At 77.9% G+C, this 25,336-nt stretch carries 21 protein-coding genes, 2 tRNA genes and 1 other RNA gene; 9 read left to right on the top strand and 15 right to left on the bottom strand.

Annotated features, from left to right (window positions below):
* Window positions 1-68 precede the first annotated feature (68 nt).
* From ACI780_RS07680 to ffs, 3 genes are all read right to left on the bottom strand, one after another.
* Window positions 69-2,354, bottom strand: coding sequence for a DNA polymerase III subunit gamma and tau (locus tag ACI780_RS07680; protein ID WP_457001974.1), 2,286 nt, complete (start codon window positions 2,352-2,354; stop codon window positions 69-71).
* A gap of 80 nt (window positions 2,355-2,434) precedes the next feature.
* Entirely contained in the window at window positions 2,435-3,112 is a 678-nt protein-coding gene (locus ACI780_RS07675) for a YceI family protein (protein ID WP_457001972.1), read from the bottom strand.
* 70 nt (window positions 3,113-3,182) lie between these two features.
* An RNA gene (ffs, locus tag ACI780_RS07670) (signal recognition particle sRNA small type) lies at window positions 3,183-3,278 on the bottom strand.
* 187 nt (window positions 3,279-3,465) lie between these two features.
* Here ffs and ACI780_RS07665 point away from each other — a divergent pair.
* Window positions 3,466-4,422 (top strand): DMT family transporter, encoded by a 957-nt coding sequence (locus ACI780_RS07665; RefSeq protein ID WP_456869050.1) that lies wholly within the window; start codon window positions 3,466-3,468, stop codon window positions 4,420-4,422.
* A 45-nt stretch (window positions 4,423-4,467) separates the two neighbouring features.
* On the opposite strand, the gene ACI780_RS07660 is transcribed toward ACI780_RS07665, so the two are convergent.
* A tRNA-Ser gene (locus ACI780_RS07660) sits at window positions 4,468-4,552 on the bottom strand.
* A 143-nt stretch (window positions 4,553-4,695) separates the two neighbouring features.
* Here ACI780_RS07660 and ACI780_RS07655 point away from each other — a divergent pair.
* Together ACI780_RS07655 and ACI780_RS07650 are read left to right on the top strand one after the other, a co-directional pair.
* A complete protein-coding gene (locus ACI780_RS07655; RefSeq protein WP_089406046.1) occupies window positions 4,696-5,043 on the top strand; it encodes a hypothetical protein in 348 nt (115 codons plus the stop codon).
* A 42-nt stretch (window positions 5,044-5,085) separates the two neighbouring features.
* Window positions 5,086-6,786, top strand: coding sequence for a protein kinase domain-containing protein (locus tag ACI780_RS07650; RefSeq protein WP_457001969.1), 1,701 nt, complete (start codon window positions 5,086-5,088; stop codon window positions 6,784-6,786).
* Window positions 6,787-6,858: 72 nt separating this feature from the next.
* On the opposite strand, the gene ACI780_RS07645 is transcribed toward ACI780_RS07650, so the two are convergent.
* The 4 genes from ACI780_RS07645 to ACI780_RS07630 all read right to left on the bottom strand — a co-directional run bounded on the left by ACI780_RS07645 (window position 6,859) and on the right by ACI780_RS07630 (window position 10,462).
* Window positions 6,859-6,946 (bottom strand) — tRNA-Ser (locus ACI780_RS07645).
* A gap of 10 nt (window positions 6,947-6,956) precedes the next feature.
* On the bottom strand, window positions 6,957-7,427 hold the full coding sequence (locus ACI780_RS07640) for a nucleoside deaminase (protein WP_457001967.1): 471 nt from the start codon (window positions 7,425-7,427) through the stop codon (window positions 6,957-6,959).
* Window positions 7,428-7,571: 144 nt separating this feature from the next.
* Window positions 7,572-8,804, bottom strand: a complete 1,233-nt coding sequence (locus ACI780_RS07635) for a cytochrome P450 (protein WP_457001965.1) — start codon at window positions 8,802-8,804, stop codon at window positions 7,572-7,574.
* A 38-nt stretch (window positions 8,805-8,842) separates the two neighbouring features.
* Window positions 8,843-10,462, bottom strand: a complete 1,620-nt coding sequence (locus tag ACI780_RS07630) for an SIR2 family NAD-dependent protein deacylase (protein WP_457001963.1) — start codon at window positions 10,460-10,462, stop codon at window positions 8,843-8,845.
* 97 nt (window positions 10,463-10,559) lie between these two features.
* On the opposite strand from ACI780_RS07630, the gene ACI780_RS07625 reads away from it, so the two are divergent.
* Window positions 10,560-11,810, top strand: a complete 1,251-nt coding sequence (locus tag ACI780_RS07625; RefSeq protein ID WP_457001961.1) for a hypothetical protein — start codon at window positions 10,560-10,562, stop codon at window positions 11,808-11,810.
* Window positions 11,811-11,830: 20 nt separating this feature from the next.
* Here the strand turns inward: ACI780_RS07625 and ACI780_RS07620 are convergent, their stop codons facing one another.
* Complete coding sequence (locus ACI780_RS07620) at window positions 11,831-12,499, bottom strand: hypothetical protein (protein ID WP_457001959.1); 669 nt, start codon at window positions 12,497-12,499, stop codon at window positions 11,831-11,833.
* A gap of 135 nt (window positions 12,500-12,634) precedes the next feature.
* On the opposite strand from ACI780_RS07620, the gene ACI780_RS07615 reads away from it, so the two are divergent.
* Together ACI780_RS07615 and ACI780_RS07610 are read left to right on the top strand one after the other, a co-directional pair.
* Window positions 12,635-13,477, top strand: a complete 843-nt coding sequence (locus tag ACI780_RS07615; protein ID WP_457001957.1) for a DUF1206 domain-containing protein — start codon at window positions 12,635-12,637, stop codon at window positions 13,475-13,477.
* 2 nt (window positions 13,478-13,479) lie between these two features.
* Window positions 13,480-14,346, top strand: a complete 867-nt coding sequence (locus ACI780_RS07610; protein ID WP_457001955.1) for a DUF1206 domain-containing protein — start codon at window positions 13,480-13,482, stop codon at window positions 14,344-14,346.
* Between the two features lie 71 nt (window positions 14,347-14,417).
* Here the strand turns inward: ACI780_RS07610 and ACI780_RS07605 are convergent, their stop codons facing one another.
* The 3 genes from ACI780_RS07605 to ACI780_RS07595 form a co-directional block, all read right to left on the bottom strand.
* On the bottom strand, window positions 14,418-15,179 hold the full coding sequence (locus ACI780_RS07605; RefSeq protein WP_457001953.1) for an SDR family oxidoreductase: 762 nt from the start codon (window positions 15,177-15,179) through the stop codon (window positions 14,418-14,420).
* Window positions 15,180-15,307: 128 nt separating this feature from the next.
* Window positions 15,308-16,522, bottom strand: coding sequence for an acetyl-CoA C-acetyltransferase (locus ACI780_RS07600; RefSeq protein WP_457001951.1), 1,215 nt, complete (start codon window positions 16,520-16,522; stop codon window positions 15,308-15,310).
* A gap of 152 nt (window positions 16,523-16,674) precedes the next feature.
* Entirely contained in the window at window positions 16,675-17,040 is a 366-nt protein-coding gene (locus tag ACI780_RS07595; RefSeq protein WP_456871702.1) for an STAS domain-containing protein, read from the bottom strand.
* Window positions 17,041-17,288: 248 nt separating this feature from the next.
* On the opposite strand from ACI780_RS07595, the gene ACI780_RS07590 reads away from it, so the two are divergent.
* Complete coding sequence (locus ACI780_RS07590; protein WP_457001949.1) at window positions 17,289-17,579, top strand: hypothetical protein; 291 nt, start codon at window positions 17,289-17,291, stop codon at window positions 17,577-17,579.
* A gap of 208 nt (window positions 17,580-17,787) precedes the next feature.
* Window positions 17,788-18,162 (top strand): hypothetical protein, encoded by a 375-nt coding sequence (locus ACI780_RS07585; protein ID WP_457001947.1) that lies wholly within the window; start codon window positions 17,788-17,790, stop codon window positions 18,160-18,162.
* Window positions 18,163-18,234: 72 nt separating this feature from the next.
* On the opposite strand, the gene ACI780_RS07580 is transcribed toward ACI780_RS07585, so the two are convergent.
* Window positions 18,235-21,279, bottom strand: coding sequence for a sacsin N-terminal ATP-binding-like domain-containing protein (locus ACI780_RS07580; RefSeq protein ID WP_457001945.1), 3,045 nt, complete (start codon window positions 21,277-21,279; stop codon window positions 18,235-18,237).
* A 75-nt stretch (window positions 21,280-21,354) separates the two neighbouring features.
* On the opposite strand from ACI780_RS07580, the gene ACI780_RS07575 reads away from it, so the two are divergent.
* Window positions 21,355-22,863: an aldehyde dehydrogenase family protein gene (locus tag ACI780_RS07575; protein ID WP_457001943.1), complete on the top strand. Its 1,509-nt coding sequence runs from the start codon at window positions 21,355-21,357 to the stop codon at window positions 22,861-22,863.
* Window positions 22,864-22,867: 4 nt separating this feature from the next.
* On the opposite strand, the gene ACI780_RS07570 is transcribed toward ACI780_RS07575, so the two are convergent.
* Both ACI780_RS07570 and ACI780_RS07565 read right to left on the bottom strand, forming a co-directional pair.
* Window positions 22,868-23,266: a DUF6958 family protein gene (locus ACI780_RS07570; RefSeq protein WP_457001941.1), complete on the bottom strand. Its 399-nt coding sequence runs from the start codon at window positions 23,264-23,266 to the stop codon at window positions 22,868-22,870.
* Between the two features lie 104 nt (window positions 23,267-23,370).
* Window positions 23,371-24,696 carry an MFS transporter gene (locus ACI780_RS07565; protein WP_457001939.1) on the bottom strand — a complete coding sequence of 442 codons (1,326 nt, stop codon included), beginning with the start codon at window positions 24,694-24,696 and terminating at the stop codon, window positions 23,371-23,373.
* Window positions 24,697-25,336: the final 640 nt, after the last annotated feature.

Raw genomic sequence — 25,336 nt, 5'->3', positions numbered from 1 at the left:
GGCCGAGGGGACGACATCCGGCGGGACGTGGCGGGTGGCGGGAACGGCGCCGACCGGCCCCGCGCCGCTCAGGACTCGACCGGCCGGGCCCCCAGCTCCGCGCGCAGCAGGGCGAGGGCCGCCTGCTCGGGGTCGACCGCGGGGACGTGCTCGCGCTCGCCGCCGTCCTCGGACTGCTCCGCGGCCCGCTGGGCCAGCAGCTCGCGCGCCTCGGCGGCCTCGGCGGCGCGCGCCGCCTCGCGGGCTCCCTCGGGGCCCCCACCCGCCGCCGGGGCCCGGCCGGCCGCGCCCTCGACGACCGCCTCGACCCGCCAGCGCACGCCGAGCAGCTCGTTGAGCGCCTCGCGCAGCACGTCCTTGTTGAGGTCGTCGCCGATGCGCCGGGCCAGCGCCGGGGACGTCGTGGACAGCGTCAGGACGCCGCCGGCGAGGTCGTGCACCTGCGCGTTCTTCAGCAGCGCCTCGGTGGTGCGCTTGTGCCGCTTGACCACGGCGAGCAGCTCGGGCCACACCCGGCGGACGTCGCCGGTGGTCAGCTCGCCGTCGCCACCGGTGCCGGCGCCGGGCGGGTTCGCCGACACCACGGGGGTGGGCTCGCTGCCCCGCGGGGCGGGGGCGGACTCGGCCGCGGCGCGCGGCGCGGCCGCCGGCGGGCGCGGCTCGGCCACGCGGGCCGCGGCGGCGCGGACGGCGTCCGGGCGGGGCGGGTGCGGGTGGTCCTCGTCGTCGGTGGGCTCCGGCGGGAGCGGGATGTCCGGCTCGCCCTGCGCCACGCGCGGGCCGGTCCGGGCCGGCGCCGGGGCGGCACCGGAACCCGGTGGCGTCGTCTCCGGCCAGTCGTCGGCCGCCGGGGCCGACGCGGGCGCCGGGGCCGCCGCCGGACGGGAGCCCGAGCCGGGCGGGGTGGTCTCCGGCCAGTCGTCACCGGCCGCGGGGGCCGCGTCGGCGGGCGCCGGCCGGGACGCGGCGGGCGGTGCGGAGGCGGGGGTGGCCGCGTCCGGCGGAGCCGCGGCCTGGGTGCGCTGGGAGGGCCGGACGTACTCCCGCCGCGACGCCCCGCCCCGCTCGGCGGGCGTCGGCTCGTCGCCGGCCGGCGCCGGGCGCGGCGCCTCGCGAACGGGGACGTCGCGAACGGGGGTGTCGCGCACGGGGGTGTCGCGGACCGGGACGTCGGCGGCCGCGCCGTCGCCGGCGATCGACAGCCGCCGCTCGAGCCGCTCGAGCCGCTGCAGGGTGGCCGCCGCGGAGCCGTCGGTGGCCGGCAGCAGCATGCGGGCGGAGACCAGCTCCAGCAGCAGCCGCGGCGCGGTGGTGCCGCGCATCTCGGACAGCCCGGCGTGCACGGTGTCGGCCAGCCGCGACAGCGTCGCCGACCCCAGCGCCCGCGCCTGCGAGGTCATCAGGTCCAGCCGGTCCGGCGGGCAGTCGAGCAGGCCGTTGCCGCCCGCCTCGGGCACGGCGTCGAGCACGATGAGGTCGCGCAGCCGGTCGAGCAGGTCGGTGGCGAAGCGGCGCGGGTCGTGCCCGGCCTCGACGACGCGGTCGACGGCGCGGAAGACACCCGGCGCGTCGGAGGCGGCCAGCGCGTCGATGGCCTCGTCGAGCAGGGCGTCGTCGGTGACACCGAGCAGGCCCACCGCGGAGGCGTACGTGACGCCCTCGGGCCCGGCGCCGGCCAGCAGCTGGTCGAGGATCGACAGCGAGTCGCGCACCGAGCCGCCGCCGGCGCGCACCACCAGCGGGAAGACCGTGGGCTCGACCTGCACGCCCTCGGCGGCGCAGGTCCTCTCCAGCAGCCCGCGCAGCGTCGTGGGCGGCACGAGCCGGAACGGGTAGTGGTGCGTGCGCGAGCGGATCGTCGGCAGCACCTTGTCCGGCTCCGTCGTGGCGAAGACGAAGACCAGGAACTCCGGCGGTTCCTCGACCACCTTGAGCAGGGCGTTGAAGCCCTGCGTGGTCACCATGTGCGCCTCGTCGACGATGTAGACCTTGTAGCGGCTGCTCACCGGGGCGAAGAAGGCACGCTCGCGCAGGTCGCGGGCGTCGTCGACGCCGCCGTGGCTGGCCGCGTCGATCTCGATGACGTCGAGGGAACCGGGACCGTCGGGCGCCAGCGCCACGCAGGAGGCGCACACGCCGCACGGCGTCGACGTCGGGCCCTGCTCGCAGTTCAGCGACCGGGCGAGGATGCGCGCCGACGAGGTCTTGCCGCAGCCGCGCGGTCCGCTGAACAGGTAGGCGTGGTTGACCCGGCCGCCGTCGACGGCGTTGACCAGCGGCGTCGTGACGTGCTCCTGGCCGACCACCTCGGCGAAGGTCGCCGGGCGGTACTTCCGGTAGAGCGCCAGAGCCACGCGGCGAGGTTACGTGGCGGGGACGACGTCCCGGGGACACCGGGACGCCGCCCGTGTCACCGGGTCAGGGCGCCACCGGGTCAGGGCGTCATCGCCAGCCGCAGCAGGAACTCGACCTGCCCGCGGTCCTCGACGCGCACGAAGCCCAGGTTGGGTGCGGTGATGCCGAAGTCGGCGAAGACCACCGGCACGGCACCGGAGACCTCCACCCCCTCGGCGGTGCGGACGACGGCGAGGTCGGTCTGCACCTGCCGGGTCTGCCCGCGCAGCGTGAGGTCGCCGGTCACCGGGACGGTCACCGGCGTGCCGGAGAGCTCGGGGAGGTCGACCGGTCCGCGGACGGTGAACGTCCCCGTCGGGTACGTGTCGACGTCCATGACGTTGCCGCGGAAGTAGGAGTCCCGCTGGCCGATGTCGGTGCGGATGCTCGCGACGTCGACCGAGACCTCCGCCGACGCCAGGTCCCCGCCCTGGATGACGACGGACCCGGTGACCTGGTCGGTGGTGCCGGCGACGGTGACGTTCGCGCCGTTGAGGACCTCGTCGACGCGGTAGCCGGCCGAGGAGCCCGGGACGACGGTCCACGTGCCGTCGGTCTCGGGCACCAGCTCGACGTCGGAGGGCTGCGCCTGGACGGTCGGCGCCGCGGCGGCGTCCTCCTGCGTCGCGGCGTAGAGCAGCGGGCCGACGCCGATCCCGAGGGCGAGGAGCGCGAGGACCCCTCCGACGATCCACCAGGTGCGACGACGACGGGCCATGGCGTCTCCTTCCCTCGACGGACCGCGGATGCTGGCCGGTCGACCTGTGAGCCGGCTGTGAGCCGGGGGAAGAAGGGACCCCCCGTGCACCCGCCAGAGCCCGCTTATCCTTGCTGCCTTCCGGCCCTGGGGAGGTTCACAGGGTGACGCCACACGAGGGGTCTGCACACCACTGTAGAGGACGGCGGTCGCTAGGCTCCCGGGGCATGACGCCCCGGCACGCCCTCGTGCTGCCCCCGCCCCGCTCCTGACCCGGAGCACCGCGGGCTGATCCGCGCGGCCGGCACGTGCCGGCCGCCACTGCGCCGTGCTCCGGACCGCCGCCCCGTCCGGAACCAGCGCCCAGGAGCGTCATGTCCACCCCCTCCCTCTCCCTCGCCTCCCGGCGCGACTCCCCGTCGTCCCGGCGGGGTTTCGCGTTCGTCGTCCTCGCGGCCCTGTGCTGGGGGACCTCCGGCCTGTCCGGCCGCGTCGTCGCCGACCGCAGCGGCCTGTCCGCGCTCGACATCGCCTGGTACCGCCTGGCGATCGGCGCAGCCGCCCTGTTCGCGGCCTGGGCGCTGACCGCCCGGCGCCGCGGGCCGGCCGTCCCGGTGACGCGGCCGGTGGCCGGCCGCCTGGTCCTCATCGGCGCCGGGCTGGCCGCCTACCAGCTCGCCTACTTCAGCGCCGTCGAGCGGGCCGGCGTGAGCATCGCCACGCTCGTCGCGCTCGGCCTCGCGCCGCTGCTCGTCGCCGTCGGCGGCACCCTGCTCGGCGCCGGCCGGCCGAACCGGGCCACCCTCGTCGCGCTGGCGGTCGCCCTCGTCGGGCTCACCCTGCTCGTGGGCGTCTCCGCCGGCGCCGACACCGGGACGACCGTGCTGCTCGGCGCGCTGACGGCGGCCGGCTCGGCGCTCGGCTACGCCGTCGTCACGCTGGCCGGCGGCGGCGTGCCGGCCGGTGTCCCGGTGACGCTGGCCGGGTTCGCCGGCGGCGCGCTGCTGCTCACCCCGGTCGTCCTCGCCGAGGGGCTGACCGTCCCGTCCGACGGCGTCGTGGTGGCGGTGCTGCTCTACCTGGGGCTGGTGCCCAGCGCGCTGGCCTACCGGCTGTTCTTCACCGGCGTGCGCACGGTGCCGGGTGCGGTGGCCTCGATCGTCACGCTGCTCGAGCCGCTGACGGCGACGGTGCTGGCCACGGCGTTCCTCGGGGAGCGGCTCGAGCCGGCCGCCGTCGCCGGCGGGGCGCTGCTGCTCGCCGCGGTCGCCGGGCTCTACGTGCGCGAGCTGGGCCGCCGGGCGGCGCCGGTCGGGGCGACCGGCGCGTGAACGACGACGGGCCCCGGCGATCTGCCGGGGCCCGTCGTCGCGGTGCGGAGGATGGGAGATTCGAACTCCCGAGGGGTTGCCCCCAACCCGCTTTCCAAGCGAGCGCCATAGGCCACTAGGCGAATCCTCCCGTGCCCCCGATGGTAGCGGGCGGCACCGCGGCGGTCAGCGGACGGTCCGCGGCGTGTGGTGCGCCACCCCGGGTGGTCGGCCGCGGCGGCACGGGGCAGGCTGTCGAGGTCGGGGGGCGCACGAGAGTCGAGGAGCAGGACGATGAGCGAGCCGGGTCAGGTCCGACCGGAGGTCGTGGACGAGATCGTGGCCGTCCTGCGTGGCGCCGACCCCGCGGGGCTGCCGCCCTCGGCCACGGCGGAGGAGAAGGCCGCGGCCAAGGACCGCTACCTCTCGGAGTTCGCCGCCGAGCGCAGCAAGCGCGACCGCCAGGCCCAGGCGTGGGAGCTGCTGCTGACCCGCAGCTACGACGAGCCGCCGACGTGGGAGCGGCTCTTCGACGACCTCCCGCCCGGCGCCGTCGAGGAGCTCGGCGGCCTCTACGACGTGCTGCCCTCGGGCGCACAGGAGGAGTACGCCCGTCGGTACGGCGTCCCCAGCACCGTCTGAGCCGGGCGTGCCGGGCGCACCCCGGCGGGGTAGGGAGCGCCGGTGACCTCGACCGTCCCCGGCCGCCTGGTGGCCGGCCGCTACCGGCTGGTGTCGCGGGTGGGCCGCGGCAGCATGGGCGCGGTGTGGCTCGGGCGTGACGAGCTGCTCGGCCGCGAGGTCGCCGTGAAGCAGGTGCTGCTGCCGGCGGGCACCGACCCCGCGGTCGCCGACCAGCAGCGCCAGCGGGCGCTGCGCGAGGGCCGCATCGCCGCCCGGCTGACCCACCCGCACGCGATCTCGGTCTTCGACGTCGCCCTCGAGGACGGCGTCCCGTGGCTGGTGATGGAGTACCTGCCCTCCCGCAGCCTCGCCGAGGTGCTGCACCAGGACGGCGTGCTGCGCCCCGACCAGGTGGCGCAGGTGGGGGCGCAGCTGGCCGACGCGCTGGTGGCCGTGCACGAGGCCGGGATCGTCCACCGCGACGTCAAGCCCGGCAACGTGCTGGTCGGCCGGGGTGGGCGGGTTGACGGCCTGGTGAAGATCACCGACTTCGGCATCGCGCACGCCAGCGGTGACGTCACGCTCACCCAGACCGGCCAGATCACCGGGACGCCGGCCTTCCTCGCGCCCGAGGTCGCCCAGGGCAGCGAGATGACGGCGGCCAGCGACGTCTTCTCGCTGGCCGCGACGCTCTACACCTGCCTGGAGGGCGAGCCGCCCTTCGGCATGGACGACAACGCGCTGCGCCTGCTGCACCGGGTGGCCGGCGGGCAGGTGCGCCCCCCGCGGCGCGCGGGCTCGCTGGAGCGGCCGCTGCGGCGGATGCTGGAGGCCGACCCGGCCCGGCGGCCGTCGATGGGCGAGGTCCGCGACGAGCTGGCGCGGCTGGCCGCCGGCCGCGACGGCGACCCGACGACGGTGCTGCTGGCGCGCACCGCCCTCGGCGCGGCGCCCAGCCGCAGCCGCACCGCCCAGCTCGAGCCGGACCCCCCGCTGCCGGTGGGCCCGCCCGCGGAGGCCGTCGACCCGCCGACCCCCGTCGCGCCGGTCCCCGTCCCGCCGGACACGCTCGCCGGCCCGCCGGCCGGGGACCGCAGCGACCCGGACCCGCCCGAGCCGGCTCCCGCGGGCCCGCCGCCGCGGTCGGGGCCGCTGGTCGGCCCGAGGCGCCGGCGCCGCCGTCCGCTGCTGGTCGTGCTCGCCGTCGCGCTGGTCGCCCTGGGGGGCACCTGGCTGGCCACCCGCGGCGGCAGCGCGGCCCCTGACGGCGGGACGTCGGCCGGCGCCACCTCCTCGGCCCCGGCCGACGCGACCGGGGAGCCCTCCGGCGACGGCGGGGCGCCGGCCGACGGGTCGTCCGCGGGCGAGCCGTCGGCGGAGAGCCCACCGCCGGCGACGGACAGCCCCTCCGCGGAGTCACCGCCCGCGGAGGAGGCGCCGGCCGACCCGGACACCGAGGCACGGGAGACCCTCGAGCAGTACTACGCGCTGCTGCCCGGGGACACGGCCGGCGCCTACGAGCTCACCGGGCCGACCCTGCAGTCCCGCGCCAGCTACGGGTACTACGAGGACTTCTTCGGCCGCTGGTCGGAGGTCAACCTGCTCGACGTGCGCGACGTCACCGACCGGGGCGACCGCATCACCGCCACCACACAGGTCGAGTTCCTCAACCCGGGCGAGCGGCTGGTCGAGACGCACGCGGTGACGTTCGTCCGCGCCGACGACGGCCGGCTGCTGATCGACCTCGACGTGGTCGCCTGACCCGGACACCGCCTGACCCCGCAGACGACGACGGCGGCGTCCCTGGAGGGGGACGCCGCCGTCGTGGACCGCTGGCGGTGGCGGTGGGATTTGAACCCACGGAGGCTTGCACCTCACACGCTTTCGAGGCGTGCTCCTTCGGCCGCTCGGACACGCCACCGCCGAAGAGACTACAGGCCCCGTTGCCGGCGGAAGAACGCGCGTAGCAGCGCGGCGCTCTCCTCCGCCCGGACTCCCCCGGTGACCTGCGGGCGGTGGTTGAGCCGGCGGTCGCGGACGACGTCCCACAGCGACCCGGCGGCACCGGCCTTGGGGTCGTCGGCGCCGTAGACGACGTGCGCGACCCGGGCGAGCACGCTCGCGCCGGCGCACATCGTGCACGGCTCGAGGGTGACCACCAGCGTGGCGCCGGTCAGCCGCCAGCCGTCCCCGTGCACCCGCGCGGCCGCGCGCAGCGCCAGCACCTCGGCGTGCGCGGTGGGGTCGCCGAGCCGCTCGCGCTCGTTGGCCGCCTCGGCGAGCACCTGCCCGCCGGGCCCGAGGACGACGGCGCCGATCGGCGTGTCCCCCCACTCCTGCGCGGCGGCGGCGAGCTCCAGGGCGCGGGCCATCGCGGTGTCGAGGGCGTCCGGTCCCGTCACCGCACGCCGCCCCGGGGAGGTGTCCCGCCGGCAGTCGTGCTCTGCCCCCACCTGGGGGCAGAGCACGACGATCCTGCGAAGAGTTCTCTGCACGTCCTCGTGCTCTGCCCCCCACCGCGGGGGAGAGCACGAGCGCCGCCGGGACTACTCCCGGGCGGCGACCGGGCGGAGGACGACGCCGCTGGCCGGGCGGGCCGGGATGCGCCGCAGCGAGATGGTCAGGTCCTGGTCGGCGGGGATGTCGAGGGGCAACCGCGCCAGGCAGGGGGCCAGCGCCGCGAGCAGCGCCACGGTGATCTGCTCGCCCGGGCAGCGGTGGCCGGTGCGGGGGTCGCCGCCGCCCTGGGGCACCAGCTCGTCGGCGCCGATCTCCCGGCCGAGGAAGCGCTCGGGGCGGAAGGCGTAGGGGTCCTCCCACAGCCGCGGGTCGTGGTTCTGCCCGTAGAGGTCGAGCAGCACCATCGCGTTGCGCGGGATGGTCTGCCCGCCGAACTCCAGGCGCCGCGGTGCCCGGCCGCCGATGAACGGCGCGAACGGGTAGAACCGCCGGACCTCGTGCGCCCACGCCTCGGCGAACGCCGGGTCGGCGCCGGCCAGCCGCTGCCGGTACTGCGGCCAGCGGGCCAGCGCGTGCCCGGAGAAGGCCGTGAACCAGGACACCGCCGTCGTCGGCCGGATGACGTTGAGCAGCTCGACGGCGGCCAGCCGCGGGTCGAGCAGCCCGCCGTCGAGGTCGCGGTGCGCGGCGGTGACCTGCAGCGCCGACCCGGACGGTGCGTCGAGCTCGCCGGAGCGGACCCGCTCGACGATCCCGGCCAGCCACCGCTCGCGCCGTCCCCGGGCCCGGCGGGCGCGCCAGTGCCGCGGGCCGGCGGTGGCGAAGCCGTCGACCATCGCGCGCAGGTCGGCGGCCAGCGCCGGCACCTCCGCGTCGGACACCGGCACGCCCGCCCAGCGGGTCACCGCGCCGGCGATCACCTCCGACGACGCGTCGAGGAGCACCACCTGCGGCCGGGTGACCCACTCCCGCGCCGCGTCGTCCCAGGCCGCGGTCGCGCGCTGCACGAGGGCGTCGATGCCGGCGGGGTCCATGAGCACCTGGACGAACAGCGCCTTGCGGACGCGGTGCGCCTCGCCGTCGAGGGTGTGCACCGCGCCCTTGCCGAACAGCGTCCCCTGCACCGGCTCGGGGATGGCGTGCGAGCGGCGCACGTGGTCCTCGTCGTAGAGGAAGCGGGTGGCCTCCGGGCCCTCGATCCCCACCGCGGGCAGGCCGGCGAGCCGGGTGCCGACCGCCTGCCCGCCGTGCGCGCGGCGCAGGTCGGGCAGCCAGGCGTAGCCCTTGGCCAGCAGGGCGAGGGAGTTCTCCAGACGCATGGGTCGGCCCGTGCCCCGGACCGGGGGGCGGCAACCGCTCAGCCGGGGCGCTGGGACTGCAGCCGGTCGTCGCGCGGCTCGGTCGCCGTGTCGGGCGGCGCCGCCCCGTCCAGGCGGTCGTCGCGCCGGCCCGCCGAGCGGCCGTGGCCCAGCCGGCGCAGCAGCGCGGCGACCTCGCCGGCGGCCGACGTCGTCGCCGTGCCCTCCGGCAGCCGGGTGGCGACCTCCTGCAGCGCCTCGGCCAGGCCGCGCTCGTCGGCGTCGAGCATGCCGCGGTAGGCGGGGTCGAGCAGGTAGCCCGTCGGCGGGGTGGACAGGCAGCCGATGAGGTCGAGCAGCACCTCCAGCCGCCGTGCCGCCTCCGTGGGGGAGGTGTCCCCGCTGGCCATGGCGACCGTCTCGACGTCCTGCTCCCACAGCCGGCTGCGGGCGACGTCCTCCTGCAGCGCCAGCACGGTGCCCGACGGACGCGACTCCCGGGAGCCCTGCACGGCGCTGCGCACCTGGTGGGCGATGCGGATCAGGTCGTCGTCGAGCATCGAGGTGCCCACGAACAGCACGTGCCGGGTGAGCAGCAGCGAGTGCAGGACGCCGGCCAGCGCGGCCCGCGAGTCGCCCAGCTGCAGGTACTCCTCGCGGGTGAGGACGACGCTGTCGGGGTGTGCGGCGTCGCCGTGCAGCTTGAGCAGCCAGGGCCGGCCGGGCCGCGCCTCGTCGTAGGGCAGCACCGACAGGTCGCGGCCGATGTCGGTGGCGGCGAGCTCCACCAGCGGGTCGTAGTTCGTCGTCACGAACTCCTGCACCGGCAGGTCGGCGATGAGCGCGTGCGCCAGCGCGTAGGGGCCGGGCCCGAAGCGATCCTGCACGAACTCCTCCAGCCGCTCGCGGCCCAGCTCGCGGGCCAGCAGCGCCGCGGCGTCCTGCGGCGGCAGCCGGGACAGGCCCTCGCGCAGGTCCTCGCCCAGGCCCGAGTGCCCGGCCAGCTCGCCGAGCAGCTGCTCCCACGTGGGCAGGCCCGCGGCGGCGCTCACGCCGGCGCCGATGAACAGCGCCAGCTGGCCGCGCCGCGCCCGCTCCCCCAGCTGCTCGGCCAGCACGCACAGCGGCTGGGGCAGGTCCCAGCCGGTGCCCTCCCCGCGGCGGATCCGCTGCGCGGCGGCCAGGTCGCTGGACCCGCGCAGCACCAGCGCGACGTCGAACCCGTGCTCGTCGGCGGCCTCGCGCAGCACCGGCAGCAGCTGCCGGATGAGGTCACCGCGGCGCCCGGCCGCGCCGCCCCAGCCGGTGCCCAGCGCCGGCAGGCCGACCAGCCGCCGGGCCCGGCCGTGCACCGGCTGCGCCACCTCGCGGCCGGCGACGGCGGCCAGCGCCTCGCGGGCGCCGTCGAGGAGCCAGTCCAGGCCGCGGCCGTCGTCGTCGACGGTGTCGAGCAGCCACGCCTGCCGCGGCCCGCCGCCCGGCACCGGCAGCACCCGCTCGTCGCCGCACCACGCGAGGTCGACGCAGACCCCCTGCTCGTCCTCGTCGCGCACCAGGTCGGCCGGCAGCAGGTCCCGCCAGCTCGCGGCCACGCGGAGGGTGCGCCCGGTGGGCACCAGCACGTCGTCGCAGGACAGGCGGGTGAGGTCGGCGCCGACCACGAAGACGTGTCCACTCACGCCCGGGGACCTACCCCCGGGACCCGCCCTCCGGAACGGCCGCGCCCGCAAGTCGTCCGCAGGACCGGTGCAAGCCCGCCCGGCGAGGGTCGCGACCGTGATCCCCCGCCGCCTCGTGCTGCCCGGCTGCCTGGCCGCCGCGCTGCTGCTCCCGGCCTGCGCCGCCGCCGGAACCGGCACCACGACCCTGGCCGGCCCGGGGACGCTCGCGGTGTCCGACGTCCCCGGCCGGCCCGGGGACCGGCCGACGGCGCGCCTGACCGAGGTGCTCGGCTTCGCCGACCTGGGCACCGACGCCGGACCAAGGGGCGCCGCGGTGGCGCTGGCCGCCGACGGCGGCAACGGCGTCCTCGTGTGGCTCGACCGCGACCCCTCCGACCCGGCCGCGGGCGCGGTCCTCGTCGACGTCGGCCCGGTCACCGCCGACGGCGGCGGGGAGGGGTCCCCGGTGACCCCCGAGCCGGTCTCGTCCGTCGCGGTGCCCGCGGCGTCGGAGCTGGTCGACCTGCAGGCCACCGCCGACGGCGTGCTGGTGGTCGGCGAGCTGACACGGCCCGACGGGACCGCCGGCTGGGGGCTGCTGCGGGTGGACCCGAGCGGGCGGACCGACACCGTCGCCGTCGACTCCCCCGAGCTGGCCGGCAGCCGGACCCGCGCCACGGTCCTCACCGAGGGCGGGGACACGCTGGTGCTCGCGCTCGGCGCCGGGGCGCAGGCGCCGAACCTGGTGGCCGTCGACGCCGCCGACGGCGGGGTGCTGGCCACCACCGGCCTGGCCGTCCCGGGCGCCACGACCGCGCTCCCGCAGGACGTGGCCGTCGCACCCGACGGGGACCTGGTGGTGGCCCTCGACGCCGACGTCGACGTCGAGGGCGTGCAGCCGCGCGCGGTCCTCACCACCGTGGACGCCGCGTCGGCCGAGGCGCCGGGCGGGCCGGTGGACCTCGGCTCCGGCGAGGGGGCCAGCGGGGTCGGGGAGGTGGCCGTGGGCGGCGACGGGACCGCCTGGGTGACCGTGGCGGGCTGGGACCCGGCCGACCCCGCCGACGTCACGTGGCGCCTGGTCGGCGTGTCCGGCGACGTGCTGCAGGAGATCGACCTGCCCGCCGGCGCGGTGCCCGGCGGCGACCTCGCCGTCGACCCGGCCGGCGCGACCGCCTACCTGCCGGGCTCGGTCGCGGGCGTGCCGCACCTGTTCGTCGTCGACCTGGCCACCGGCACCACCGAGGCGCTCCGGCTGGCCGCGGCCGGGCAGGCGGCCGACGTCGCGACGGCCTCCGACGGCGCGACGGTGTGGGTCAGCGGAGCCGACGGCGCAGGCCGGCCGGGGGTGTGGCTGGTCGGCTGAGCGGAGCGGTCCGGCGCGGGTCAGGCGCCGCAGCCGCCTCCCGAGCAGGCGCAGCCGGCGCACCCGAGCGGGCGGGCCGGCACCGGGCGGCGGGCCACCTCGCCCAGTCCGGCGGCGGCCACCAGCAGCGGCACGGCCGCCAGCCCGGTCACCAGCGCGGCGACCACGGCGGCGACGTCGGCGGCGCGGCCGGTCCCCTGGGAGGCGGCGGTGGCGGCCACCAGGCCGCCGACGAGCACCGCCCACACCAGCAGCGCGGTGCCGGCGCGGCGGGCGGCACCACCCCGCGCGAGGGCGATCCCGGCACCGGCGAGCAGGACGAGCGGCACGCCGAGCAGGAGGACCCAGCCGGTGGCGGCGGCCGACACCGCCGCCACCACCGCCGCCGCGATCCCGCCGGCCACGGCCGCGGCACCGGCGGGCACCGACCCGGCCCGCAGCAGGACAGCGCCCCGGCCGGCGGCGAGCAGCCCGAGGCCGCCGAGCAGCAGGCGGGCACCGAGGTCGCCGGTGACGACGGCGGCCACCGCGAGCACGACCAGGACGACCCCGAGCGCCGCCCGCACCGGCCAGGCCCGGCGGGCGGTCTCCTGCTCGGTGGGCGCGCCCGCCGCCGTCCGTGCCGGTGTCCCCGCCGTGGTGCCTGCCGTGGTGCCTGCCGTGCTGCGTGCTGTCGTTGGTGTCGCCACGGGCCCAGTGTCCCGCACCCGCGGCCGGCGCCGCGGGCACGCCCGGCCGACGGCGGACCCCGTTCGACCCGCGCGGTGATCGCAACCGTGCCACGCTGATCACCACACGGGGGTGCGCACGGGAGGGCGGCGACGATGAGCGGAACCGGGTCGGTCACGGGTGCGGCCGGGCGGGCGGGGAACAGCGACGCGCTGGAGCACCTCGCCCGCATCGGCCTGATCGCCTACGGCCTGGTGCACCTGCTCATCGCCTGGATCGCCCTGCAGCTGGCCTGGGGCGGCGGCAGCGGCCAGTCCGCCGACCAGTCCGGCGCGCTGGCCACGCTGTCGGAGTCCCCCGTCGGCACGCCCCTGCTGTGGGTCCTCGCTGTCGGCCTGGTCGCACTGGCGCTCTGGCAGGCCGCCGAGGTGCTGCGCTGGCGGTCGGGCTGGTCGGCGAGCGGGGACGCGCGGAAGAAGGCGCTGGGCAGGTCGGCCAAGGCGGTGGCCAAGGCGGTCGTCTACCTGGCCCTGGCGGTGCTGGCGTTCCGGTTCGCCACCGGCGGCGGGCAGTCCAGCTCCGGTCAGCAGCAGCAGACCGCCGCCGGCGTCTTCGGCTGGCCGGCCGGGCGCTGGCTGGTCGGGCTGGTGGGCCTGGTGGTGGTCGGCGTGGGGGTCTACCACGTGGTCAAGGGCGTGACGAAGAAGTTCCTCGAGCAGGTCGACCTCGCCTCCGCGCCGCCGAGCGCCCGGCACCTGGTGACCCGGCTGGGTCAGGTCGGGTACCCCGCCAAGGGCGTCGCGCTGGGCGTCGTCGGCGCGCTGCTGGTGTACGCGGCGGTCACCTTCGACCCCGCCAAGGCCTCCGGTCTCGACGGCGCGCTGCGCACCATCCTCGACGCGCCGTTCGGGAAGTTCCTGCTCACCCTGGTGGCCGTCGGCATCGCGGCGTTCGGCGCCTACTGCTTCGTGCGGGCGCGCTACCCCGAGCGCACCTGAGCGTGCCGCGCCCGCGCGGCGTCCTCGGCCGGGTGCAGCGGGCGGTCCGGGCCGCGCGGGGCGTCACCGACCACCTGGTGCTGCGCGCCCTCGCCCGCGTCGGACTGGTCGCCTACGGCGTGGTGCACCTGCTCATCGGCTGGCTGACCTGGCGGGTGTCCCGCGGGTCGGAGGCCACCGACGCCGACCAGACCGGGGCGCTGCAGACGGTGGCCGCCGGCCCCGGCGGTGCGCTGCTGCTGTGGGCGATCGGGCTCGGCCTGCTGGCGCTGGCGCTGTGGCAGGGCGGGGAGGTGCTGCTGTGGTGGCACGGCCTGCTCGACCCCGCGCACCGGACCCGCACCGCGGTGGTCTGCGCCAAGTGCCTGGCCAAGGCCGCCGTCTACGCCGTCCTCGGGGTCACCGCGCTGCTGTTCGCCGTGGGTGCGGAGTACGAGGCCGACGAGCGGCTGCGCGAGCTCACCGGGGAGACGCTCGAGGTGCCCGGCGGCGCGGTGGCGGTGGGCGCGGCCGCGGTGGGCGTCGTCGCGGTCGGCGCCTACTCGCTGTGGCGCGGGGCCACCGGCGGCTTCATGCGCGACGTCGACCTGCCCGCCGCGCCCGACCGGTGGGAGCCGGTGATCGAGGCCGTCGGGCGGGTGGGGTACGCGGCCAAGGGCGTGGCGTTCGGCGTCGTCGGCGTGCTGCTGTTCCGCGCCGCGACGACTGCCGACGTCTCGACCGCCACCGGCCTCGACGGTGCGGTGACGACGATCGGCCGCTCCGGTGCGGGGCCGGCGCTGCTCACCGTGGTCGCGGTGGGGTTCGCGGCGTTCGGCGTCTACGCGCTGGCCCGCGCCCGCTACCCCGACCGCGACCCGTCGCAGTGACGTGCTGGAACGGCCCTCGTGCAGGGTCCCGCGCCGAGCTCGCGAGGCGTGGGGGGCACGGGGGTCCTTCCTCAGGTGCGGGGGCCGCCGGCGACGTAGACGACCTGGCCGGAGACGAAGCCGGCGCCCTCGCTGACGAAGAACGAGACGGTGTGCGCGATGTCCTCGGGCACACCGGCGCGGGCCACCGGGATCGCCGCCGCGCGCTCGGCCACGTACTCCTCCCAGTCCCGGCCGATGCGCTCGGCGGTCGCCTTCGTCATCTCGGTCTGGATGAAGCCCGGGGCGATGGCGTTGGCGGTGACCCCGAAGCGGCCCAGCTCGATGGCGAGGGTCTTGGTGAACCCCTGCAGCCCGGCCTTGGCGGTGGCGTAGTTGGCCTGGCCGCGGTTCCCCAGCGCCGAGGTCGACGACAGGTTCACGATCCGGCCCCACCCGGCGTCGACCATGTGCTTCTGGCAGGCGCGGGTCATGAGGAACGAGCCGCGCAGGTGCACGGTCATGACCAGGTCCCAGTCGGCGTCGGTCATCTTGAACAGCAGGTTGTCGCGGGTGACCCCGGCGTTGTTCACCAGCACCACGGGCGGACCGAGCTCGGCGGCGATCCGGTCGACGGCGGCCTGCACCTGCCCGGCGTCGCCGACGTCGGCGCCCACCCCGATCGCGTGCCCGCCGGCGGCCTCGACCGCCTGCACGGTGCCGGCCGTCGAGGCCTCGTCGAGGTCGAGCACCGCGACGGCGAAGCCGTCAGCGGCCAGCCGCACGGCGGTGGCCGCGCCGATGCCGCGGGCGGCTCCGGTGACGACGGCGACGCGGGCGGGGGACGCGCTCATGGCCGTTCTCCTCGGGTCAGGGGCTGCCTGGTGACGTGCTGGAACGGCCATCCTTCAGGGTCCCGCGCCGAGCGCGCGAGGCGTGGGGGGAAGGGTGGTCCTTCGTCCGCCCGGCGGGGCGGTCGGCGTCAGGCGACCCGCTCGAGCACGGCGGCCAGGCCCTGCCCGCCGCCGATGCACATCGTCTCCAGGCCGTAGCGGGCGCCGCGGCGGTCCATCTCGCGGGTCAGCGTGGCGAGGATCCGCGCGCCGGTCGCGCCGACCGGGTGGCCCAGCGAGATGCCCGACCCGTTGACGTTGGTGCGCTCGAAGTCGGCCTCGGTGAAGCCCCACTCGCGGGTCACCGCCAGCACCTGGCTGGCGAAGGCCTCGTTGAGCTCGATGAGGTCGATGTCGGAGAGCTTGAGGCCGGCGAGGTCCAGCGCCTTCGCCGTCGCCGGCACCGGGCCGATGCCCATGGTCCTCGGCGGGACGCCGGCCACCGCCCAGGAGACGACGCGGGCCAGCGGGCGCAGCCCCAGCTCGGCGGCCTTCTCCGGCGAGGTGACCACGCACGCCGCGGCGCCGTCGTTCTGGCCGCTGGCGTTGCCGGCGGTGACGGTGGCCTCCGGGTCGTCCTTCCCCATGATCGGCCGCAGCTTCGCGAGCGTCTCGACGGTCGAGTCGGGGCGGATGTGCTCGTCGCGGTCGACGACGGTGTCGCCCTTGCGGCCGGTGATCGTCACCGGGACGACCTCGTCGGCGAAGCGGCCCGCCTCGGTGGCCGCGGCGGCGCGGCGGTGGCTGCGGACGGAGTACTCGTCCTGCTCCTCGCGGCCGATCGAGTACTCGCGGCGCAGGTTCTCGGCGGTCTCGAGCATGCCGCCGGGCACCGGGTGGTGCTTCCCGCCGGCGGTGACGCGGCCGCGGGCCAGGCCGTCCTGCAGCAGGACGCCGGGGCCGGCCTTGACGCCCCACCGCATCGCGGTCGAGTAGAACGGCGCGTTGCTCATCGACTCGGCGCCCCCGGCCAGCACCACCTCGGCCGAGCCGCTCTGCACCTGCATCGCGGCGTAGAGGACCGCCTGCAGGCCCGAGCCGCAGCGGCGGTCGACCTGGATGCCGGCCGCGGTCACCGGCAGGCCCGCGTCGAGGGCGGCGACCCGGCCGAGGGCCGGTGCCTCCATCGTCGGGTAGCAGTGGCCGAGGACGACGTCGTCGACCGACTCCGGGGGCAGCCCGGTGCGCTCCAGGAGGGCGCGCAGGACGGTCGAGGCGAGGTCCTGCACGGGCACGTCCCGCAGGGACCCCCCGAAGCCCCCCACCGGGGTCCGCAGCGGCTCACAGATGACCGCGTCACGCACGGCGTCCTCCTCGGCTCGTGGGTGCCGGCCCGCGTCCGGGCGGCTCGGGAGGCAGTCTGCTCCTCCGCCGTGGGCAGCACCCGACGTGCCCAGGGGCCGACGTGCCCAGAACCCGACGTGCTGGGACGACGGCCCTGCAGGAGGGTCCTCCGTTATGCGGCGCCGGCGCCCGGTACGACGAGCTCGACGCCGAGCAGGTCCCACAGGCCGGTGACCTGCAGGGCGCGGCTGACCGCGCGGGTGCCGACGAGGACGCGCATCGGCGAGCCGGCCTGCTCGGCGGTGCGGTGCGCCACCGCGAGCACCGACAGGCCCGCGGAGTCGAGGAAGGTGACGGCCTCCAGGTCCACCACGACCGCCCGCGGCGCGCCCGCGAAGGCGTCGTCGAGTGCCCCGCGCAGGGCCGGAGCGGTGGAGCAGTCCACCTCGCCGGCGCAGACGATGCGCACGGCGCCGTCCGTGGGAACGGTCTCGACGGTCAGCAGCTCGCTGGTGGGACGAGGGGAGACAGTGGTCACGGTGCGCCTCTCGGCTGAGGGCGAACCCGTGCGTAGGACAGCAGGTGGTGAGCCGTACCAAGCGCGGAGTCCGGCAGGACGTGCACGGCTGGTGGTTTGAACCGCACCCCGGACGGTAGGCGCGGGGCAGGGGGGGCGCAAGGCCCCGACGGTGTGTCCGCGCACGTGAGCGGGCCGGTCCCGGCCCCGGCAGGTGCGCTGCGTCACGACCCGGCGCAGGGGTCCCCGGAGCGGGGATACTCGGGCGCGTGAACGGGCGGCTGGTGCTGGCGGGCGTGATCTGGGCGGCGGCGTCGGTCCTGGCCTTCGTGGCCGGCGGCAACGCGCTGCTCGCGCTCGGCCTGGCCGTGTTCGGGCTGGTCCTGCTCGTCGTCCTGGCGATGGCGAGGGACTGGGACGACCACCCCAACTTCGAGGAGCGGGAGATGGCGCGGGCGCGCCGCCGCCGGGAGAAGTGGGAGCGCAACGCCGGCGCGCGGGCCAAGGACCGCGCCCGCTGGGAGGCCCACCAGGCGCGCAGGGCCGGCCGGGACAGCTAGCCGGCGGAAAACCCGTCGACGCCGCGGGCGCGCCGCCCTACCGTCGTCGACGTGCGCCTCTGAGTCCTCCTCGTCCCGACGCCTGCGTCCTCCGCCGACGCCCGCGGGTCGAGCCCCCGGCTCCCCGCTCCCCTCCCGCCCGGCATCCGGGCGCCCCTCCTGGCTGCCGGCTGTCCGCGGCCGGTCCGACCTCCCTCCGGAGGCCCTCGTGTCACGTCCCGTCCGTTCCCCGTCCCCCGCGGCCGCCGAGGCCCGCGCCACCCTGTCCGCCGACGACGCCGCCGCGTTCGACCGGCTGACCGCGGGGGTGCTCGCCTCGCCGTCGGGGGCCCTGGGCGCCGTCCTGCGCGCCTGCCTGCCGGGCGTGTCCGGCGTGCGGTGGCTGCGCACCGCCGGGCTGCCGCCCACCGCCCGGGCCGGCGCGCTCACCGCCGAGCAGTGGCTGTCGCTGTACCGCTGCTGGTCGGCGGAGACGGCCGGTGCCCGTTCCGCCCGCGCCCGCGGCGGTGCACCGCAGCGGGCCGGCCGCCCGTCGGCGCACGGCCACGCGCCCGGCGCGCTGGCCGCTCCCCGCTGGAACTGACGGAAGGACCTCCCGGCCCCCCGGCCCTCGCACGCTCGGGCCGGGACCCTGCGGGGAGGCCGTTCCCGTCCCTCACCAGGCGGGGCCGACCGCGTCCTCCGCGGCGAGGTCGGCGGCCCGGCCGGGTTCGGCGAACGCCTCGGCCAGCGCCTGCCGCAGCGGCCAGGCGCCGGCCCGCCAGGCCAGCGCCCGGCCGAGCGCGGCCGGGGTCCCGTCCACGTGGTCGACCGCGCCGTCGGGCCACCAGGCCACCGGCCGGTCCCCCACCAGCAGCCGCTCGTGCACGGCGACCTCCGCCGGGAGGGCCGGCAGGCCGAGGCGGGCCGCGGCGAGGTCCGCGCCGGGCACCGCGGCCCACGGTCCGCGGCGCGCCGGGGTGCTGGTGACCGTGGCCCTCACCCGCTCGCTGAGCAGCGGCAGGTCGAGCAGGTCGGCGACCGGCCCGGGGGTGCCGCCGGCGGGCACCAGCGGGCCGTCGGCCAGTGGCTGCAGCCACGGCGCGTCGAGCACGGCGACCGGTTCGCGGGCCGGGTCGGCGACCCGGTCCGGCGCCACGCGCACCCGCGCCGGCGGGTCGACGTCGAGACCGTCGAGGGCGACGGCCAGCCGCGCGTACACGTCGCGCAGCACGGCCGGCAGCACCGTGCACGCGGGGTCGCCGAGCCGGTCGAGCAGGTCCAGCGCGGCGTCGGGGTCGGCGAGCACGTCCTCGACCGTGGCGGCCGGCCGCAGCCGCGCCAGCACCTCCGGCGGCGCCTGCGCCGGCTCGTAGAGCCCCGCGAGCTCGGCGCCGTCCGGTGCCCGCAGCCGGTCCGGACGCCGCCCGTCGAGCACCGGGTGGGTCGACAGCCACCAGCGCAGGTGGCCGGGCACCGGCACGCCGTCGAGGACGACGTCGGCCCAGGCCTCGTCGGGCAACGCGGCGAGCAGCGGCAGCGCGCCGGCCCAGTCGGCGACGAGGTCCAGGTCGCGGACGGCGGTCAGCGGCGGCCACGCCGGCGGCGGTGCCCCGGGCGGCAGCCGGTCCAGGACGGCGTCGGCCCAGGCGTCGGCACCGTCGACGTCGAGGTCGTCGGGGTCCTCGGCGCGCACCGTCGCGAAGGTCGTGAGGACGCCGACCGCCCGCAGCGCCGCGGGGTCGTGGGCGGCCGCGAGGACCGGGTCGAGCACGCCGAGCGCGCCGTCCTCCAGCACCGCGGCCAGCGGCGCCCCGGGCAGCAGCAGCTCCCCCGCAGGTGCCCACGCGCCCTCGGCGTCGGGCAGGGCGAGCTCGGCCAGCCAGGGCAGGTCCCCGGGTGCGGGCCCGGCGGCGGCGACCAGGGCGAGCACCGCGGTGGCGAGATCGGCGGGGTCGGCGTCGTCCCACCCGTCGTCGACCGCGTCGACGGACCGCTCGACGACGGCCCGCACGGCCGGGTCGGCCAGCACCGCGGCGGCGGTGGCCGGGCGCGCGCCGAGCCGCTCCAGCAGCCGCCGGGCCGGCAGCGGCGCCACCGCCTCGGGGGCGGCGATGCGCAGCGCGAGCGGGCCCAGCCGGTCGACCGGCAGGCCCTCGTCGGGCAGCAGCACCCCGCCCGGGCCCGGCGCGGTGCGGCCGTCGGCCAGCGGTACCGGCAGCGCACCGAGCTCCTCGCGGTCGGCGTGCTCCAGCGCGGGGTAGAGCCGCGCCCACCACGACGCCGGCCGGGCGATGCCGGTGACCGCCTCGACCACCTGCGCGGTGCCCACCCGCCGGACGCCGAGCGCGGCCAGCGCCGGGGCGCCCTCGCGCCGCGACCACTGCGCCGGCAACAGTCCCGGCAGCACGCCGGTGAGGACGCCGACCAGCTCGTCGGTGCCCGCGTCGAGGACGCCGGCGCGGGCGGGCGTCAGGCGCTCCCCCTCCTCCGGGTCGGCGGCGGGCAGCCACGCCGTCGCACGCAGCCGGTCGAGGACGGCCGAGCCGAGGGCGGCGTCGAGCGCGGCGGCGGCCAGGCCGACGCGGGGCACCAGGGCGAGGACCGCGGGGTCCGGGGACAGCGCGGCGAGCAGGTCGGCGTAGACCTCCGCGGCGACGGCGGTGAGCGCGTCGGTGACCGGGCCGGGGGCGACGTGCCGGCGGTCGGGGCCGAGCGGGAACGGCGCGATCAGCCGCACCGGCAGCGACAGCGGCTCGTCGCTGGGCGTGGGCGCGTGCAGCACCTGCCGGTCCGGCAGCGGGCGGGGGCGGCCGTCGTCGTCGAGGGGCACCGCCCAGGTGAGCGTCCAGCCGCGGCGGGCGCGCTCCTCGACCGGGCGGTCGGCGAGCAGCTCCCCGTCCAGCTCGCCGCTGCGCTCGGCCAGCCGCCAGGTGGTGGTCGTGTCGCCGTCGCGCAGGCGCGCCAGCGGCGGGGTGCGCGTGCAGGCGAGGGTGCGCGAGGCGCCGTCGACGACCACCTCGACCTCCGCCAGGCCGGGGAGGGCGAGCAGCAGCCCGGCGTCGAGCGCCGTCAGGGCCGCCCGGACGGCGGCCCGCGACCCCGCGCGCAGGGGCAGCACGACCTCGGTGGCGTACCCGGCCGGCGGCGGGCCGTCGGCCGGCCACGGCAGCCGGAGCACCGGGACGACGCCCTCGCGGCGGGCGACCTCGCCGGCCAGCGCGTCGACCCCGGCCACCTCGGCGCGGGTGCGGGCGGCGCTGAAGCGCACCCCGCCGTGCCGCGAGTGCACCGCCGGCTCGTCACTGACGGCCAGGACGGCGGCGAAGCCCACCCCGAACCGGCCCACCGTCGCGATCGGGGGCCCGCCCGGGACCACGGACCTGCCGACCGTCTCGACCTGGTCCCGCTTGGCCGAGGCCCGCAGGCTGGCCAGCCCGGCGACGCCGGCGGCGTCCAGCGGCGCCCCGGTGTTGGCGGCGTGCAGCACCTCTCCCCCGCCGCCCACCTCGGTGAGCTCCAGCCGCAGCCGGCCCGGGACCCCGGCCCGGACGGCGGCGTCGGCGGCGTTCTGCGCGAGCTCGACGAGCAGCCGGTCGCGGTAGCCGCCGCGGACCAGGTCCTCCTCGGCGTTGGCGTCCTCCCGGAACCGCGCCGGGGAGTCGCTCCAGGCCGCCAGGACCCGGCGGCGCAGCTCCGCGGTGTCGAAGGGGTCGGCCACGGCGGCCAGCATGGCAGCGTGCCGGACCCGCGGTCGGCGCCGGAGCGGGGGCTACGCACGGGTAACCTGCGCCACATGTCGCTCGCCGAGCAGATGGACACCACCGCCGACGCCACCGAGACCCTCGAGTCGACCGACCCGGCCACCGGCGCGGTCGTCGGCGTCTTCCCGGTGCACGACGCGGCCGCCGTGCGGGAGGCCGTCGAGCGGGCCCGCCCGGCCGCGCAGCGGTGGGCCGCCCTCGGCTTCGACGGCCGCCGGCAGCGGCTGGCCGCCTTCCGCGGCCACCTCGCCCGCGAGCTGCACGCGCTCGCCGACCTGGTGCACCGGGAGAACGGCAAGCCGCATGCCGACGCCGTCCTCGAGACCACCCTGGCGATCGACCACCTGGCCTGGGCCGGCGCGCACGCCCGGAAGGTGCTGGGCCCGCGCCGCGTGCGCGCGGGGATGCTGGCGGCCAACCACGCCGCCTACCTGGAGTACCAGCCGCTGGGCGTCGTCGGGGTCATCGGCCCGTGGAACTACCCGGTGTTCACGCCGATGGGCTCGATCGCCTACGCGCTGGCCGCCGGCAACGCCGTCGTCTTCAAGCCCTCGGAGTACACGCCCGCCGTCGGCGCGTGGCTGGCCGCCGCGTGGCGGACCGCCGTCCCCGACGCCGCCGACGTCCTCCAGGTGGTCACCGGGTTCGGCGAGACCGGCGCGGCGCTGTGCCGGGCCGGCGTGGGCAAGCTGGCCTTCACCGGCTCGGCGCCGACCGGCCGCAGGGTCATGGCCGCCTGCGCCGAGACGCTCACCCCGGTGCTCATGGAGCTCGGCGGCAAGGACGCGATGATCGTCGACGACGACGCCGACGTGGCCGCCGCCGCCGACGCCGCCGTCTGGGGCGCGATGAGCAACGCCGGCCAGACCTGCATCGGCATCGAGCGGGTGTACGTGACCGCGCCCGTCTACGACCGGTTCGTCGCCGAGGTCGGCGAGCGGGTGCGCGACCTGCGCCCCGGCTCCGACGACGGCGCCGCCTACGGCCCGATGACGATGCCCTCGCAGGCCGACGTCGTCCGGCGCCACCTCGACGACGCCACCGCGGCCGGCGCGCGAACGCTGGCCGGCGGCACCGTGGAGGGCGTCTTCGTCCCGCCGACCGTGCTGCTCGACGTCCCCGAGGAGTCGGCCGCGGTGCGGGAGGAGACCTTCGGGCCGACGCTCACCATCACCCGGGTGGCCGACGCCGAGGAGGCCCTCGAGCGCACCAACGCCACCTCCTACGGCCTGGCCGGGGCGGTGTTCTCCCGGTCGAGGGCGCGCGCGATGGACCTCGCCCGCCGGATGCGCAGCGGCATGACCAGCGTCAACTCGGTGCTCACCTTCGCCGGGGTGCCGTCGCTGCCCTTCGGCGGCGTGGGCGAGAGCGGCTTCGGCCGCATCCACGGCGAGGACGGGCTCAAGGAGTTCACCCGCGCCAAGGCGATCACCCGCCAGCGCTTCCCGCTGCCGGTCGACCTCATGTCCTTCAACCGCCCGCCGGCCGCCGCCGACGCCCTGGCCCGCGTGATGAGGCTGGTGCACGGCCGCCACCGCTGAGCCCTCATCGCGGCGGAGGCGCCTCGGGGGATCGCCGGCGGATGCGCTGGGGGCTCGCGCCGGGCGCCCGCTCGATCTCCCCGCGCGCCTCGAGGTCGACCTTCGTGTAGGTGCAGTAGTTGCGGACCCGTCCCTTCGGGAAGAGCGGGTGCGTGGCGTAGCGCTCCTGGGCGGTGGCGACGACGTCGCGCAGCAGCACCCAGCCGTCCGGGCCGGCGAGGTCGTCGAGGGTGTCGAGGACGTGCGCCCGCATGAGCTCGTACTGGGCGAGGTCCATCGTCCAGCCGTCCAGCCCGCCGGGGCGGGTCGCGTTGAACACCTGCACCCGGCCGCGGGCCCGCGCCTCGGCGTCGGCGTCCCAGGCCGACCGGGGCACCGGCGCGCTGTGCGGATCGGTGCTCACCGGACCCCCGGGGTGCCGGGCCGGACCCACTGCGGGCGTTCCTCGCGCGCTGCGGGCCCTGCAGGACCGGCAACGGACGAGCAACGCCGGCAGTGCGCCACCGCTCAGCCGTGGGTGGTCGCGGCCGAGGCGGTGGTCGGCTCGCTGGGCACCGCGGGTGGGGCGGCCGGTACGGGTCGACGGCGGATCGAGATCGACAGCACCGCGGCGACCAGGCACAGCGCGCCGGCGCCGAACCAGGCCAGGTCGTAGGAGCCGGTGACGTCGCGGACGACGCCGCCGCCGAACGCGGCCACCGCCGAGCCGACCTGGTGCGCGGCGAACACCCACCCGAACACGACCGGCGCCCGCGCGCCGAAGTGCTCGCGGCACAGCGCCAGCGTCGGGGGCACCGTGGCCACCCAGTCCAGGCCGTAGAAGACGATGAACGCGATCATGCTGACCTGCAGGTCGGGTCCGAACAGCGGCGGCAGCAGGAACAGCGAGAGCCCGCGCAGCGCGTAGTAGGCCAGCAGCAGCACCCGCGGGTCGACGCGGTCGGTCAGCCAGCCCGAGAACACGGTGCCGGCGATGTCGAAGACGCCGACGACGGCGAGCAGCGTGGCCGCCGTCGTCACCGGCATGCCGTGGTCGTGGGCGGCGGGGATGAAGTGCGGCTGCACCAGGCCGTTGGTCGACGCCCCGCAGATGAAGAAGCCCGCGGCCAGCAGCCAGAACGGCCGCGACCGCGCCGCCTCCACCAGCCCGCGGACGGCGCTGCGGGCGGCGCCGGTGCGTACCGGGTCGACGTCGTCGGCGGCCGTCCCGCCGTAGGGGACGGCGCCGACGTCGCGCGGGCGGTCGCGCAGCAGCCAGGCCACCAGCGGGACGACGGCGAGCGCGGCCGCCGTCGTGCCCAGCGACGCGGCGCGCCAGCCGCCGGAGGTCTCGGCGACCGCGGCGACGACGGGCAGGAACACCAGCTGCCCGGTCGCGCCGCCGGCGGTGAGGATGCCGCTGACCAGCCCGCGGCGGGCGACGAACCAGCGGCCGGTGACCGTGGCCACCAGCGACAGCGCCATCGACCCGGTGCCCAGCCCGACGGCGAACCCCCACAGCAGCACCAGCTGCCAGCTCGCCGTCATGAACACGGTCAGGCCGCTGCCGAGCGCGGTGAGCAGCAGCGCGCCGAGGACCACCCGCCGGATGCCGAAGCGCTCCATCAGCGCGGCGGCGAAGGGCGCCGTCAGCCCGTACAGCGCCATGTTCACCGCGACCGCGGCCGAGATCGTCGACACCGACCAGCCGAACTCCGCGCGCAGCGGGTCGATGAGCACGCCGGGCACTGCCCGGAACGCCGCGGCGCCGACCAGCGCGAGGAAGGTCACCGCCGCCACCCACAAGGCGGGGTGCACGCGGGAGGCGGTCCGGACGGGTGCGGCGGTGGTCACGACCGCAGAGCATGACCGCCTCTCCCGACCCCTGACCAGTGGCCCGCAGGACAACAGGTGCAAGGATCCGGCCATGCCCGCTCCCGTCCCGCACGAGGTGGTCGTGCTCGCGGTCGACCGCGTCGTCGGCTTCGAGCTCGGCCTGCCCTACCGGCTGCTCGGTCTGGCCGAGGACGACGCCGGCCGGCCGCTCTACCGCGTGCGCGTGGCCACCCTCCACGGGCGCCCGGTGCGCACCGCCGACGGGTTCTCGGTGCTGCCCGAGCACGACGGGTCGGTGCTGGCCGAGGCCGGCACGGTCGTGGTGCCCGGGATCATGGGCGGCCCCGTCGTCCGGGAGGGACGGGTCCCCGAGGATCTCGCCGCGGCGGGGGGGGGGGGGGGGGGGGCCGGCGCGGGGGGGGGCGCGCGTGGGGGGGGGGGGGGGGGGGGGGGGGGGGGGGGGGCGCGGGGGGGGGGGGGGGGGGGGGGGGGTGGGGGCGCCCGCGCCCCCCCCGCCCCCCCCCCCCCCCCCCCCCCCCCCCCCCCCCCCCCGCCGCCCCCCCCCCGGGCGGCACCCCCGCGCGGCCCCCCCTCCACGGGGCTGCTGGTGCTGACCGCGCCGTGGCCGTCGATGCTGCGCACCATCTGGGGCGACGAC

This window comes from Geodermatophilus sp. SYSU D00814, from assembly GCF_054050055.1.
The sequence above is the reverse complement of the archived record's forward strand: the minus strand, read 5'-3'. Positions and strand labels throughout refer to the sequence as shown.

What these genes read in the sequence shown, in the direction of transcription:
- ACI780_RS07675 (WP_457001972.1), bottom strand. Translation starts at nt 3,112, where the DNA reads ATGGCCCGTCGTCGTCGCACCTGGTGGATCGTCGGAGGGGTCCTCGCG.
- ACI780_RS07665 (WP_456869050.1), top strand. Translation starts at nt 3,466, where the DNA reads ATGTCCACCCCCTCCCTCTCCCTCGCCTCCCGGCGCGACTCCCCGTCG.
- ACI780_RS07655 (WP_089406046.1), top strand. Translation starts at nt 4,696, where the DNA reads ATGAGCGAGCCGGGTCAGGTCCGACCGGAGGTCGTGGACGAGATCGTG.
- ACI780_RS07635 (WP_457001965.1), bottom strand. Translation starts at nt 8,804, where the DNA reads ATGCGTCTGGAGAACTCCCTCGCCCTGCTGGCCAAGGGCTACGCCTGG.
- ACI780_RS07615 (WP_457001957.1), top strand. Translation starts at nt 12,635, where the DNA reads ATGAGCGGAACCGGGTCGGTCACGGGTGCGGCCGGGCGGGCGGGGAAC.
- ACI780_RS07605 (WP_457001953.1), bottom strand. Translation starts at nt 15,179, where the DNA reads ATGAGCGCGTCCCCCGCCCGCGTCGCCGTCGTCACCGGAGCCGCCCGC.
- ACI780_RS07575 (WP_457001943.1), top strand. Translation starts at nt 21,355, where the DNA reads ATGTCGCTCGCCGAGCAGATGGACACCACCGCCGACGCCACCGAGACC.